The 15,940-nt window shown below is 28.3% G+C and carries 8 protein-coding genes; all 8 read left to right on the top strand.

Annotated elements, in window-relative coordinates; all coding sequences use genetic code 4:
- The 8 genes from V3255_RS02220 to V3255_RS02185 all read left to right on the top strand — a co-directional run bounded on the left by V3255_RS02220 (position 1) and on the right by V3255_RS02185 (position 15,937).
- Entirely contained in the window at positions 1-2,373 is a 2,373-nt protein-coding gene (locus tag V3255_RS02220; RefSeq protein WP_333503948.1) for a glycosyl hydrolase family 65 protein, read from the top strand.
- Complete coding sequence (pgmB, locus tag V3255_RS02215; RefSeq protein WP_333503949.1) at positions 2,363-3,025, top strand: beta-phosphoglucomutase; 663 nt, start codon at positions 2,363-2,365, stop codon at positions 3,023-3,025. The genes V3255_RS02220 and pgmB overlap by 11 nt, the downstream gene beginning before the upstream one ends.
- 538 nt (positions 3,026-3,563) lie before the next feature.
- On the top strand, positions 3,564-5,090 hold the full coding sequence (locus V3255_RS02210) for a hypothetical protein (protein ID WP_333503950.1): 1,527 nt from the start codon (positions 3,564-3,566) through the stop codon (positions 5,088-5,090).
- Positions 5,041-6,813 carry a hypothetical protein gene (locus tag V3255_RS02205; RefSeq protein WP_333503951.1) on the top strand — a complete coding sequence of 591 codons (1,773 nt, stop codon included), beginning with the start codon at positions 5,041-5,043 and terminating at the stop codon, positions 6,811-6,813. The genes V3255_RS02210 and V3255_RS02205 overlap by 50 nt, the downstream gene beginning before the upstream one ends.
- Positions 6,814-7,230: 417 nt before the next feature.
- Entirely contained in the window at positions 7,231-9,006 is a 1,776-nt protein-coding gene (locus tag V3255_RS02200; RefSeq protein WP_333503952.1) for a hypothetical protein, read from the top strand.
- Positions 9,007-9,132: 126 nt separating this feature from the next.
- Complete coding sequence (locus tag V3255_RS02195) at positions 9,133-9,684, top strand: hypothetical protein (RefSeq protein ID WP_333503953.1); 552 nt, start codon at positions 9,133-9,135, stop codon at positions 9,682-9,684.
- A 131-nt stretch (positions 9,685-9,815) separates the two neighbouring features.
- Positions 9,816-11,444 (top strand): hypothetical protein, encoded by a 1,629-nt coding sequence (locus V3255_RS02190; protein ID WP_333503954.1) that lies wholly within the window; start codon positions 9,816-9,818, stop codon positions 11,442-11,444.
- A gap of 842 nt (positions 11,445-12,286) precedes the next feature.
- Positions 12,287-15,937 (top strand): P97 family adhesin, encoded by a 3,651-nt coding sequence (locus V3255_RS02185; protein ID WP_337903075.1) that lies wholly within the window; start codon positions 12,287-12,289, stop codon positions 15,935-15,937.
- Positions 15,938-15,940 lie beyond the last annotated feature (3 nt).

The raw sequence follows: 15,940 nt of genomic DNA, 5'->3' as shown, positions 1-15,940 counted from the left end.
ATGAAAACTAACCAATTTTTAACGTATGATAATTTAAAAAAACTAGTTATTCAAAATGGCTTTGACCGAAGATTTACAGGAAAAACTGAATCAATTTTTGCCTTAACAAATGGATATTTAGGTCTCAGAAGTAGTGACGAAGAACCTGATTATTATAATAAACCAGGATTTTTTGTAAGTGGTGTTTTTAACAAAGATGTTGAACATGAAGTTCCGGAAATTTGTAATTTGGCTGACTTAATTACAACCCCAATGTTTATAAATGAACAGCCCTTAATTCTTGATTCTGAAGACCAATATCAAAAAGTTTTTGACATAAAAAATGGATCTCTATCGCGTTCAGTTAAACTCAGCCGCCAAAAAAATACTATAAAAATCGACAGTTTTCGTTTTGTTTCACATCAGAACCTCAATTTTTATGCTCAAAAAATTGAGGTTGAAATTCTTGAAGTCAACCCTGAAAATGAATATGTTCAAATTGAATTTCGTCCACAAATTAATGCCCAAAACACAAACACAGGAACTCAGCACTTTGCCGAAGGTGAAAAATTTCGCCCTTTTGAAAATGCTCTGCAGTTAAAACAACGTTCAACTAGCTCAAATTTGTTAGTTATTCACAATTTAGTTTGCCATTTTGAAGTAAACGGCCAAAGAATAAAACCTGGAGATGACAATTTTCAAGTTGATGCCTCAAGACGACTAATACTGTTTCGAATCAAAGGAAAATTCAAAAAAGGAACAAAAATAAGTCTGATAAAATTAATGTCAGTTCATACTTCCATTGATGACTCCGAAAATTTAATTGAAGATATTGACCTTGAAAAACAAGCAAATTTAACACTAAAAACTTTACTAGAGGTCGATTTTCATGAGTCTTTTTTAGAATCAAGCCAGGCCTTTGACAGAAATTTATGACAAAAATTTCTTGTCAAAATTGACTCAAATTCCCAATTTGACCAGCTTGGACTTGATTTTGGCCTTTATCATCTAAATGGACTTTTTCGCAAAAATTCCACCGAAATTAACGCAGGAGCCAAAGGCCTAACCGGCGAAGGATATCAAGGTCATACTTATTGAGATTCAGAATTTTTTATTAATCCTAATTATCTTTTTGTTGAGCCTAATGTTGTCAGAAATTTATTAATTTATCGTTATAAAGGCTTAGATGCCGCCCGAAAAAAAGCTGCTTCTGTTAAAGTCAGACCCCAAGAATCTAACCTTGAAGGAGCCCAATTTCCCTGAGAGATGGCCCTTCCTAAAGATGGCGAAGTCTGTCCAATTTGAGGTCAAGTTGATATAATTTCTGGAAAACAAGTCCCAATTGCCTCTGCCCGTCAAGAAATTCACGTCTCAGCTGACATTGCATATGCAATTCAACAATATTTTGTTGTTACTTTGGATCAAGATTTCATGGAAAAATACGGCTATGAAATAATTTTTGATACTGCTTGATTTTACTCTAACCGTGCTGAAAAAACTACTGACGGAAAATTTGAAATTAACGATGTAATGGGTCCAAATGAATACAAAGGCAATATTAACAATTCGGCCTATATTAACGCAATGGCAAAATATAACCTAGATCTAGCGCTTTTTTATTTTGAAAAAATAAAAAATACTCCAGTATTTACCCAAGTTCTAGCAAAAATTCCTTATAAAATTGATTTTGAAAAAATCAAAATTGTTGGACAAAATTTAGTCCAACAAAAACCAAATTCAGAGCTAATTATCGCCGAAAATGACAGCTTTTTAGAGCTAGAACGAAACGATATTAGCGAATTTAAAATGCTTGGTGATGCAGGAAAAAAACTTTTTTCACTTGTAAAAGGACAAAAAATTCTTGCATCTCAACTAGTTAAACAAGCTGATGTTGTCTTACTTTTATATCTTTTTCCTGAGTTGTATTCTGAAGAAATTAGAGCAAAAAACTTTGATTTTTACGAGGAAATTACAACACATGACTCCTCACTTTCGGCAGCAACTTATGCAATTGAAGCAATAAGACTTAACAAAATTGATAAAGCTTATCAACTTTTTCAGTACGGAATTAACATTGACTTAGGCCAAAACATGAAAAGTTCTGATGCTGGAATTCATGCCGGATCGCTTGCTGCAATTTGACAAATGGTTGTTTTTGGTTTTGGTGGTCTAACTTATTTTGACCATAAAATTCATTTAAAACCTAATTTACCAAAAGAGTGAAATTCATTAATTTATAACTTTAGCTTTCAAGGGGCAAATTTACAAGTAAGAATTGATCACTCGACTTTTCGGGTTGAAAATTTCAATAAAAAACCTGTAAAAATTTGAATAAATAATCAAGAAGAACTTATAGAAAGCGTGCATTTTTTTGCAATAAACCATGAAAATTAAAGGACTAATTTTTGATCTGGATGGAATAATAACAGATACTGCCCAATTACATTTTTTAGCCTGAAAACAATCACTTTTAGCCGAAAATATTGACTTTAGCGAGACTGAAAATGCCCAATTAAAAGGACTCTCAAGAAAAGAAACACTAAAAGCAATTTTAGAACTAAAAAATCTGACCTGAGATGAACAAAAAATTGATACTGTCTGTTTTAAAAAAAATGAAATTTACCTAGAATTACTTGAAAATCTAAATAAAGACCATCTCTTGCCAGGAATATTAGATTTACTAACAAGTGCAAAAAGTAAAAAAATGAAAATTGCACTTGCCTCAAGTAGCCTTAACGCCCCTTTAATTTTAGAAAAACTTGGAATTATTGATTTTTTTGACTATATTGCTGATCCTAAAAAAATCAAAAAACCTAAACCAGCGCCTGATATTTTTCTCTTGGCTTCAGAAGGATTGTCTCTAAATCCCGAAAATTGCATCGGCTTTGAGGATTCTCTTTCAGGGTTTTTATCAATAAAAAGTGCAAAAATGAGATCAGTTGTTGTTTCTTTAGATCAATTTAGTGAATTTAATCAAGCTGATTTTTGATTTTCATCAACAGATCAACTTAAAATCGACCATATTTTAACAGTTTTAAACAGCTAATCCAAAAAAAATCTTTTTTAAATAACAAATTACTAAAAAATTCAACAGAAATAATTGAGCATCAACCCCGTCTTTCTAAGAACATTTTCCATTTTTCTTGATAAATTCCACTATCATTTTTCAGAAAGGCCCTTAATTTTCTATTTCTTTTTGCGCTAACAGAGATTTATTTTTCATAGATTTATCAAACTTTTTTGACAATTTCTTATTAAATTGTTTCACATACATGCAAAATTGACTCTTTGTGTCAATTTTGCATTTTTCTTTTTTATAAATTTGTCTAAATTTTTCTGCAAAATGCAAAATTGCAATTTTTAACCTTTAGATTTGCCAATTTTAATATTCTTAAATTTGTCTTGAACTATGAATCTGTATCGCTTGATTTTGACACACCTTTTTGAATATGTCTAAAATTAGTGTGCTAATTTGTATTAATTTATTCTTTTTAGATGCAATATTTTTAAATGAAATTTTCACAAAAATTCTCAAATACACGTTATAATTTTAAATTAAAGAATTTTAATAGTAAGGAGAAAAAATGAAGAAAAAACTAAAACTTTTTAAGTTTATAACTAATATTATTGCTTTTTCATCATTAAGTCTAAGTGTTTTTGGGCCGCTTTGACACTTTCAAAATACAAAAAGCTATTCAGATTTCAAACTTGAAACTCGTGATATAGATTTATCAAATTCAAAAAAACCGGTAAATTTTGATGATTTAGTCCAAATTATTTCGACCAAAAACCAACAAAATTCGCTTGTCATCAATGCGAATATTAAAAAAACTAAAACACATTTAAACAAAACAAGTACTAATTCAGACTCTCCTAACCTAGACGATATCGAAATTCAAATTAATCAAGAAGGTGAGGTAATTTTAAATAGTGCTTCACTTGAATTTGTTAACAAAAAAGCTGAACTCTATTTTGAAGAAGGTATACCAAAACTAAAATTAGAAGGTTATGTTTTTGACTTTAGAGAGCTTCAAAAACAAACTCGGGTTGAAAAAACCTTCTTTTTTCTCTTGCCTTTTATTCCATTTATTTCAAATGCTGTCGCAGCTGCCATTGCCGCAGTAGCAGTTACCACAGCTGCTGCGGTAGCTGTCGAAACTTTTCCAAAGGTTGTTGATGATGTAGGTAGATGATTTGGGACCCGTGAAAGTTACTATACGTCAGATAATTATACCACTGTTTCTGTACCAGTTGATAATAACCCTATTACTCGAAGAACTGAAAGCTCAATTGTGGTTGACTTAGATAAATTACCAAAAGCAAAAGGTGAGCCTAGTATTAAAGAAGTAGCAAATACAGCGGCTTTAGAACTTTCTATTATAAAAGCGAAAGATAAGAAAAAATTAAAACAATACACTGGAATCCATCCTGCCTGATTTTTTAATTTTCACAATGAAGAGTTAGAACCTTATTTTGTTATTAGTGAACAAGCAATTCCAGAACCTGCTGCCTGACTTTGAGCGGTTGGAAGTTTGGTAGCCCAATCAGAATTAACCAAAATTATTATTAATAGCTTGTTGCCTAGTTCAGTAAAAGATAAAATGAATAAAAATAAAGGAGACCGTACAAATATGGATAACAAACTAAATTCACCTATTGATTTTTATTCATATAATGAACCAGTAATGAGAAGTTTGGCTGAAAAAACAAAATACACAGCAAATTTGATAGTGGGAAATAGATGGTCATGAGATCCAACTAATAATTTAAATAAAGATATCGGTTTTACTAAAGATCGCTTTGTTGTTGGAGAAGGTCTAGCTAGTGATGCTATTGATTGAACTAACCCTAAAAATGAGTTTGATATTGATGATCCAAACAAAAAAACAAAAACAAATAAAAATAAAAATAAAAATAAAAATAAAAATATACCATCATACATAAAAATATATTTTCCCAGTTATCATGTAAGGAGAGCAAGAATGATAGAAGGAAAATTCGAAAACAAGGAATTTATACCAAGAGAAAAAATGTTAAATGTTGAAAAGGTGCATTTTTTATATGGAGAAGCAATTAGATTTAGTAACCAAGGCAAAAAAACAATTAATTAAACTAAAATATATAGAAATTAATATTAAAAGTCGTTGTTCAATTCGAAACATGATTGTGAATGATGTTAAATTATCACTTGATTGTAAATATGATGATGATGATTTTCCATTTCCAATTTTTTTGTACAATTACCTTTCCGAGCGCTTCAATCCTAATCCAATTGAAAGAATTATTAGTTTAAATTATAAACAAGAAGATTATGTTTATAATTTAAAACTAGAAGATATTCCAAAAAGTGCGTTTTTTTCCAAAAAACTCAATAAATTTCATTTTTATAATGATATTAGGTGTTTAATTGGCGGTTGAGCAAACAATGAATATTGTGATAAAAATGGAAAAGAAAATCTTGATCTTATCTCTGAACTTTATTCTTCATATGCCTTGCACGATGGTAAAGGTTTTGAAGAGGTTGTTGTTGTCTTTGAAAACTTTGATGATATTGAAAAATGCGAATTTTCAATATCTTATCCGGCTGTATTTTCAAAAATATTTAAATCAAAAACCAAATTAAGAGAAATTGAAGCTTTAATTATTAAGGAAATTCAGGAAAGTGTTCCTTATGCAAAACCAAAAAATTTAGCAAATTATCACGAAAAAATCTTTGATTTTTTATCAAGTAGATATGAATATAATTCAGAGTTTGTAGATATAAATAAAGCATATTTAGGACAAAATGTAGAAAATATCTACAATTTGTTATTAAAAGAGAATTATGATCTTGAGGAAAAAACCCAAATTGAACCAATTCAAAATGTATTTACCTTTGAAACTTATGAAAATTTGCTTAAAAAATTTGAAAAATACGGGATTAAAAAGCTTAATTTAAACATTGAAAATCGCGATAAATTTATTCTTAGTTGATTTGATAAATTTGGCCCAAAATATCGAAAGTATTGCATCGAACTTTTTGGTAAAGTCGGCCAAACTTATTATGATCATGCGAATAATTGGACAAATAAAATTGAATTAATCTATTTGTTGCAAATTTTATTTGGTCCAAAATATTGAATTGAAGAACTAGATTTTTATCCTGATATACCTGATTTTTATATTCTACCAAGCTGAGCAAAATTAAAACTTGAAAATTTCGAAATTTTTTACTTTGACGGGCAAGAATACGGGCTTTTTGATGAAATAATTTCCCAATTTGACTCAAAAAAGCCAGTTTTTTGATTTCAACCATATTACTACCCTGCCTATGGAGCAGGCGATGCATGAATTTTGCCAATTGCATTGAAAAATTTCATTTTGCTGAATGTTGATGGTCAAAAAATTTATTACTGATTTGGCCATTCAAATTTATATGATGATATTTATGAAGGCAAATACGAAATTTTAAAATATTATTTCAAACAAAAATTAGTCAAACTTGAACAAGATATTTTTCTGCGTGATGGCAAGGATCCGGCGTTCTTTGTTTCTAGATCACCAAGGCAAAATAATTTAACTAAAAATGTAATTGGATCATCTATGGAAGAATTAATTTTATATCGGGATGCGTTGAATAAATTTCTAAAAGGAACAGACCATGAATTTGGGTATTTTACAGACTTTATAGAAAATACTAATTTATATAGTCAACAAGAAAAAGAATTAATTTTACAAGAACACCTTCTCTTTTCTTGAGATAATGGTGATAGAACTGAATATTATAATGAAATTGCAAGAGTAGATTTTCGCGGTTATAAAAGCAAAAAATTTATTGAGATAAAAGGGAAATAGTAGATCTTTTTGTTAATTAATGAATTTAAAGACAAAAGATTTAAGTTTATTTTTAAAATTCTTAACTTGTTTTTCATTTTTATCTATTTAAAAATAGCAATTTTGATAGTTGAATTTATGTTTACTTGCAAAAATGCTGCTTTGAAGTGTTAAATTCAACCCTCTGTCTTAATTTTTGCTAGTGTTTTAACTAAGAAAGATAAAATTTTAACTTAAAAAGCAAAATTATGAAATTTTTAAACTACTTTTTTAGTTTAAAACACTCACAAAATCTAACCGATAATCGCCAATCATACGTAAAAATATATTTTCCCAGTTATCATGTAAGGAGAGCAAGAATGATAAAGCGAAAATTCGGAAAGAGGGAATTTATACCAAGAGAAAAAATGTTAAATGTTGAAAAGGTGCATTTTTTATATGGAGAAGCAATTAGATTTAGTAACTAAGGCAAAAAAACAATTAATTAAACTAAAATATATAGAAATTAACATTAAAAGTCGTTGTTCAGTTGGCAATATGACTAAGGATGATGTTGATTTAACTTCTGATTGTTATTATAATAATTATCCATTTACAAATTTTTTATCCAATTATCTTTATGATAACATCTTCGATCCTAATCCAATTGAAAGAATTATTAGTTTAAATTATAAACAAGAAGATTATGTTTATAATTTAAAACTAGAAGATATCCCGAAAAGTGCGTTTTTTTCCAAAAAACTCAAAGATTTTCATTTTCATAACGATATTAAGTGTTTAATTGGCGACTGCCACCACATTGAATATTGTGAAATAAACGAAGAAGAAAATGTTGTTTATAAATCTGATCTTTATTCCGCATCTGCTTTACGCGATGGTAAAGCTTTTAAAAAAGTTGTTGTTGTATTTGAAAACCTTGATGATATTGAAAAATGCGAATTTTCAATTTCTTATCCTGCTTATTTTTGAAAAATATTTAAATCAAGAAGCAGATTGAGAGAAATTGAAGCTTTAATTATTAAGGAAATTCAGGAAAGTGTTCCTTATGCAAAGCCGAAAAATTTAGCAAATTACCACGAAAAAATCTTTGATTTTTTATCAAATAGATATGAATATAACTCAGAATTTCTAGACATAAATAAAGCATATTTAGGACAAAATGTAGAAAATATCTACAATTTGTTATTAAAAGAGAATTATAATTTTGGTGATAAAACGCAAATTGATCCAATTCAAAATGTATTTACTTTTGAAACTTATGAAAATTTGCTTAAAAAATTTGAAAAATACGGGATCAAAAAACTTAACTTAAATATTGAAAATCGTGATAAATTTATTCTTAGTTGATTTGATAAATTTGGTCCGGAATATCGCGAATATTGCATCAAACTTTTTGGTGAAGACGGAAAAAATTATTATGATCATGCGAATAATTGGACAAATAAAATCGAATTAATCTATTTGTTGCAAATTTTATTTGGCCCTAAATATTGAGTTGAAGATTGAGATTTTTATTATCCTACTGAACCTGATTTTTTTATTTTGCCAAGCTGAGCAAAATTAAAACTTGAAAATTTCGAAATTTTTTACTTTGGTGGACAAGAATATGGCCTTTTTGATGAAATAATTTCCCAATTTGACTCAAAAAAGCCAGTTTTTTGATTTCAACCATATTACTACTCCGCCTATGGGGCTGGCGATGCATGAATCTTGCCAATTGCATTAAAAAATTTCATTTTATTGAATGTTGATGGTCAAAAAATTTATTACTGATTTGGTCATTCAAATTTATATAATAATATTTATCAAGGTAAATACGAAATTTTAAAATATTATTTCAAACAAAAATTGGTCAAACTTGAACAAGATATTTTTCTGCGTGATGGGAAGGATCCGGAGTTCTATGTTTCTAGATCGCCAAGGCAAATCGATTTAGATAAAAATGTGATGGAATCATCTATGGAAGAATTAATTTTATATCGGGATGCGTTGAATAAATATCTAAAAGAAATAGACCATGAATTTGGGTTTTTTAGACGCTTTCTAGAAAATACTAATTTATATACCCAACAAGAAAAAGAATTAATTTTACAACAACACCTTCTCTTTTCTTGAGATAATGATGATAGGACTGAATATTATAATGAAATTGCAAGAGTAGATTTTCGCGGTTATAAAAGCAAAAAATTTATTGAGATAGAAGGGGAATCGTAGATCTTTTTGTTAATTACTGAATTTAAAGATAAAAGATTTAAGTTTATTTTTAAAATTCTTAACTTGCATTTTTTAAATTCTTATTTATTTAAAAAATGCAATTTTGTCAGTTGAATTTATGTTTATTTGGAAAAATGTGCCTGACTTTGAGCGGTTGGAAGTTTGCTAGCCCAATCAAAATTAACCCAAATTGTTATTGGTACTTTTCTGCCTAGTTCGGTAAAAGCTAAAATCAATAAAAATAAAAGAGACCGCGAAAATATGGAAGAAAAATTAAAATCACCTATTGATTTTTATTCATTTAATTGATTAGTTATGTGAAATTTGGCTGAAAAAACAAGAGATACAGCAAATTTGATTGTAGGAAACTGATGGCTAGCATTATCAAATAATAATTTAAATAAAGATCCCGGTTTTACTAAAGGTCCTTTTGTTACCGGAAGTGGACTTGCTCATGATTCTATTGATTGAACCGACCCTAAAAACGCTTTTGAGATTCCTGATAAACAATCTAATCCAAAATCATATACAAAAATTTTTTTCCCAAGTTATCATGTAAGAAGAGTAAGACTTAAAAAGAAACGTGTAGATAGGGATAAAATGTTAAATGTAGAAAAGGTACATTTTTTATATGTAATACCAAATAGATTTGAAGTCCAAATCAAAAAAAACAATTAAAAGAACTAAAATATTTAGAAATTGATATTAAAAGTCATTGCTTAATTGAACGGATATTTTCTGATGAAGATTTTCACAATGATTGTAATAATGAATATGGAACAATTCCAGACTTTTTATGAGTTTATGTCATGGATTCTTGCGCGGTTGTAGATAATCCAATTGAGTCTATTATTGGCATAGATTACAAACGTGATGAATATATTTATAATTTAAGACTAGAAGATATCCCAAAAACAGTCTTTTTTTTAAAAAAATTAAAAGACTTTGATTTTTATGATGAAATTAGGTGTTTGTCCCGTAGATGAACTGATGAGGATTATTGTCGAAACAAAGAAAATCTAAGTGATGAGTATAAATGAGAACCCTATTTTTCGGACACTCCCTATGAGACTAAAGATTTTAGAGTACTAATCGTCGCTTTCGAAAATTTTGGTGACACTGAAAAATGTGAGTTTTCGATTTCCTTTCCTGCAGTTTTTCAAAAAATGTTCAAATCAAAAGATGAACTAAAAAAAATTGAGAATCTGATAATTAAGGAAATCAAAGAAAGTATCCCTTATGCAAAGCCAAAAAATTTATGAAATTATCGTGAAAAAATCTTTGATTTTTTATCAAAAAGATATGAATATAATTCAAAATTTGTAGATATAAACAAACAATATTTAGGACAAAACGTAGAAAATATCTACAATTTGTTGTTAAAAGAGAATTATAATTTTGGCGAAAAAACCCGAATTGAACCAATTCAAAATGTATTTACTTTTGAAACTTATGAAAATTTGCTTAAAAAATTTGAAAAATACGGGATTAAAAGGCTTGATCTAAACATTGAAAATCGGGATAAATTTATTCTTAGTTGATTTGATAAATTCGGTCTTGAATATCGAAAATTTTGCATCAACCTTTTTGATAAATTAGGTCAATTTTATTATGATAATTTGAATAAATGAACAAATAAAATTGAATTTATCTATTTGTTGCAAATTTTATTTGGTCCTAGATATCATATGGACACTGAGAATGTCAATCTTGCTGAACCTGATTATTTTATTTTGCCAAGTTGGGCAAAACTAAAACCGCAAAATTTCCAAATTTTTTACTTTGGCGGGCAAGAATATGGCCTTTTTGATGAAATAATTTCCCAATTTGACTCAAAAAAGCCAGTTTTTTGGTTTAAACCGTATTATCGTTCTGCTTATAGCACCAACACTGGTTGAATTTCACCCATTTCGCTAAAAAATTTCATTTTACTGTATGTTGACGGGCAAAAAATTTATTACTGAGTTGGCCATTCAAATTTATATGACGATATTTTTCAAGGCAAATATAAAATTTTAAAATATTATTTTAAACAAAAATTAGTCAAACTTGAACAAGATATTTTTTTGCGAAATAACCAAGATCCGCAGTTTGTTTTTTCTTCCCCATCAAAATCAAATTATTTAAATAAAAATGTAATTGAATCTTCTATGGAAGAACTAATTTTATATCGTGATGCAATTAAAAAATATCAAGAAGACACAACTCATGAATTTGAGTATTTTGATGATTTTGTAGAAAATTCGATTTTATATAACCAACAAGAAAAGAAATTGATTTTAGAAAGACACTTTGATTTTTCTTTAAATTATTGAGAAAAAAATAACTATTTTAAAGAGATTGATAAAACAGATTTTCGCAGTGAGTACAGCGAGAAATCTCGCGATGATGAGAAAATGCATGCTGATCTTTTTGATGATGAAAAACTTTGATACTAAACATTTTAAATTCTTTTTTTTAAAATTTTAGATTCTTTATTTTTGTTTATTCAAAAATAAATATTTTGTTTATTTGCAAAAGTTGCTGAATTTTTTGTGCCTATTTATTTTTTTAAGAGCTGAGTAAATAATTTAGCCGATATAAAAACCCCCGAGTTTGACAGTTTGAAGGCAAAAATTCACTTTTTAGTGAATACAAATACACAAAAATGCCCGTAAATCGGGTTTTTTGAGCTAAAATCTTAATTTTTATTATTTTAAAAGTAACCCTTTGCAAAAAAAAAAAAAAAATGCTTGGTCAAAGAAAAAATTATGTTATAATGAGTCACACTTAAGAATAATTAATAAATTTGGATTTTAGAATTAAGGGGGAATTAGTTATGTTTTTGCCATAAAAAAATCAGAAAATGCGAATTATCCATTATATTTTTAAATATGATGGAATGCCTTAAATTTGACCGTTTAGAAATCTACAAATTTAAGGCTTTTAATTATTGTTCTTTCAAAACTTCATATGTTTTTTTAGGCTCAATGCAAATAAAAATGAGTTTTCTTTTTGCGTTGAGTTTAAATAGTAGTTATATTTTCTATGATTTTTGTTGTTTTATCATAAATTGATTTTTGTCATTGTTTTATAATAGGTAATTAACTTTTGCCAAAAAGTTAACAAAGGCGAAAAACAAGACATTTTTTAAGATTAGCTCATCAAATCGTGAAACTCGGGAAAAAATTAGAAAATTTATGATCAGCAATTTTTGCATCATGATTTTAATGCAAAAATTGGGCTTAATTTTTTAAATTAATATAGATTTAATTTTACTTTGGGGTATAATTATATGATTATGAGTAAACCTAAACAAAAATCACTATTTAATGTTTTGAGAAAAAATATTTTGTCAAAAACGGGAATAGCAGTTAGTCTTTTTGGAATTGGGGTTTTCACAGCTACCGCTGTTTTAACTACTCGGATTTCTTATTCAGGTAATCCGCGAGAAAATGTTCAAAATTTTGCCAAAAAAATTAACTTAGTCTCATTTAAATTAGGCGATTTATCTGCTAATGATGATTATTATAGTATAAAAAACATAATTTTTGATGAAAATGGAAACAAACAAAAGGATCTCGATCTTAGTCGTCTTGTTGATGTTTTTCAAAAAACAAATGATCTAAACCAAAAAATTGATCTCACTAATGAAGTTGATATTCATAAACCACACTTAAAATTCGTTGATATTACAGCAAATGATGATAGTCGAAGTTTTGAAATCAAATATCAAGTTAAACAAAAGCTACCTGACCAAAGTTTTGTGCAGTCAGATATTTATTCTCAAGAAATTAGTTTTTTGCAAAAATCACAGTTTTTACGCTCAAATTTTAGCTCTAAGTTACAAAAAATTATCGAACTTTTTCAGATTAAATTTTCTAGTCTAAAAGATAAAAACTCAACCAAAGAATTCTCAGCTGATTCGGGAAATAACCAGGCGACTTTAAATGACAACATTTTTCTAAAGCGAGCTGAGGATATATCAAGTTTTTTGAATTTAGCCCGCACTTCAAAGGAACTTGAAAATAAAATAAGTAAATTATTACCACAAATCAAGCATATTTTATTTGATCTATATAATAGTGAGGAAAATTTAATCCCTGATTCTAATAATAAAATCTTTAATTTTTCCTTTGAAAAAAATCAGTTAACAAATGAATATGCCTTTGTTGATGGTAGAGGTTTTTTAAATCTATTTTTAAAAGCTGAATTTAGTTTAGAAGCTCAAAAACTACTTGATTTTCCTGAAGTTAAAAGTTGAATTGAACCAGTTAGAATTGTTGACAATGAAGGAAACTCATTATTTACAAATTCAAAATCTTTAATAGAAAGTATCGAGTTATCAAATACTGAATCTAAAAAATTAGTCAATATTAGTGTTCTAGATTTTCTAAATTTATTACAGACAAAATTCACCTTATCGAATTTTGACATAAAAAACAAAAAAATTAATAAAGAAATCGTTCAAATAATCAATCAAGTTTTAGAAAAACCTTTGAATATTGGATTAAAAAATTCATCAAATAAATTACCTAATGAAGGTGTTAATTTAGTTTTTGATCCTTTTAATGTTGAAATTTCTAAAAATGACAGTAAATTTCACTTAAAATTACCTTATAGAATTCAAATTTCTGAGAAATTTTATGGTAAAGACTCATCGGAAATAGTTGAAGAAAAATTAGGTGTTCTTAACCTAGAAAACTTTAGCATTATTGATGAAAATAGCGACCAAAAAATTGACGATGGACGCTATTTGCTTTTTTTAAATCAAAATTTTGATTTAAAAATGCTCAAAAAAGATGAAACTGCTAAAGATAAAAAACAGCTTCCTGAAGTTAAAAAAACTGAAGAAAATGAAGAATCGGATGCAAAACAAGTTGCTGTACAAGAAGAGAATTCCACCGAATCTACAACAACCGACCAATCTACAGCAACAGACGCAACTGACACAACAGCCCAACCCGAATCTACTACCCAAGCTGAAGGTAATACTCAAACCAAAAAACAACCAAAATACAAATACTTTTTACTAGATTCTAACAATCCTTATAGTAAAAAGGAAATTGATCAACTAATTCAAGATAATGATTTTGAAAAATTAAGTCGTCATCTTCGAACTATAAGTGGTTATAATTACAATTATTCAAATCACGAAAGTTTAATCAAAGCTTGAACTGGGACATTAATTTTCCCATTTGACTATGCAAATAGTTTTAAGAGCGATAACTCACTACATGCGCAAAAAACCGGTACAATTTCGTTAGATTCCACCGAATTTTTGCAAAATGCTAATGAAACTGGTGCTTTTTATTCATTTTTAGCAAAACAAAATCCTAGAATTGTAGTTCAAGCATTTGTTGATTTTTTAAAAACATCAGGCCTAATTTTTAATTTTGTTGATCTTGACAGAGATTATAATTTTAATTGAAATAAAATTTTTGAAAGTGCAAGACAAGTTAGACTTAATTCAAGGAATTTTAAGAAATTTAGCTTTAACAATCAATATAGCAACCTTGAAAATTCAGGATTTGTATCAACATTATTTTTACCTAAAGATGTTAAAACCAAAATTTCAACTTTAAAAAATGATGAAAAAATTCTTGAATCATTGACAAGTCTAAACCTTTTTGACCAAAAAAATGATCAAATTGCAAAATTTGAAAAAATTGACGAAAATATCGCTAATTTTGAAACTTTAGCAGATGTAATTAGTGCTTTTTATTACAAAGCAGGAATTCTAAATAATTATCAAAATTGGTCAGAAATTGCTCTTCTAGATTCAGAAATTATTTTTGAGCCAAATGATGAAATTTCACTGAGTGATCTTGAGGAAATTAAAAAACAAAACTCTTCTTCCCAAAATGAAGATATTTCAAAAAAATATAAAGCTATTAACTATTATTACAAATTAGGAATAAAGGATGAATTTGGAAGAATTAGTTCTCCACTTTTTGAAAGTCCAAAAACCACACTAATACTCAAAACAATTGACGAAAAAACTGCAAAAATTAACGAAGTTACCAAAAAACTCGACCAAATAATCGATGCAATTCCCGTTTCTTACCAAACAATTCACCTAAGTGCCGAAGATTTTGATAAATTAACTAATCAAAATGGCACAACTACTGGCGGATCAGGTGAAAGTGTTACAGTTCGAGCAGCTTTGGTTTCTAGTATTTCTTTACAAAATTTAGAACCAAAAGTTACCGTAAATCTTTTTAGCGAGCCTGAACAACCTCAAGTTGAACAACCAACTCAAGAAGCTGCGACAACAGAAGGTGAGAGCGAAACTCAAACCCCTGTTGAACCTAAACAAGAAGAACAAGAAAAACAAGACGAACTTACACAAAAATTACCAAAATTTGGCGCAGAAATTAGCCAAATTCTTAACAAAAGTTTTACTAGTTTATTTACTTCAACAGAAAAAGATAGTCCTAAATTAAAAATTAACATCGAAATTAAGGATGATATTTTAAAGGATCCAAATAAAAAACTTATCACAATTCAAGTAGGAATTCCAGAATCTTATCTAGATCAACTTACTGCTGAAGAAAAAACAGATCAAGAACCAAAAAAAGACGATGAAAGTTCAGATCAAACCCAAACTGATCAAGAAAAAAGTGATAATGGAAGCACTTCAGATCAAGGCACAACCGATCAACAACAAGAAAATAGTGGAACTGCTTCAGGTCAAGCCGAAACCGGTCAACAACAAAATAGTGGATGAACTGATTCTGAAACTGTTGAAACAAAACAAGTTTTAGCTTCCGAAAGTCCAACACCTTCCCCAGCTCCAGCAGTGGAACAATCTCCAGCTACCCCACCTACCGAACAACCAAAAGAAGAAAAATATCGTTATTCAAAAAAATTCAATATTACTGTAATTAAACAAGTTAGCACGAGTCAAACTCCAAGTGATTCAACATCAGAAAGTACAGATCAAAGTTAAAAT

The sequence above is a fragment of the Mesomycoplasma ovipneumoniae genome (assembly GCF_038095975.1).
Taxonomy (GTDB): Bacteria; Bacillota_I; Bacilli_A; order Mycoplasmatales; family Metamycoplasmataceae; genus Mesomycoplasma; species Mesomycoplasma ovipneumoniae_C.
This window is presented reverse-complemented; position numbering and strand designations above follow the sequence as displayed.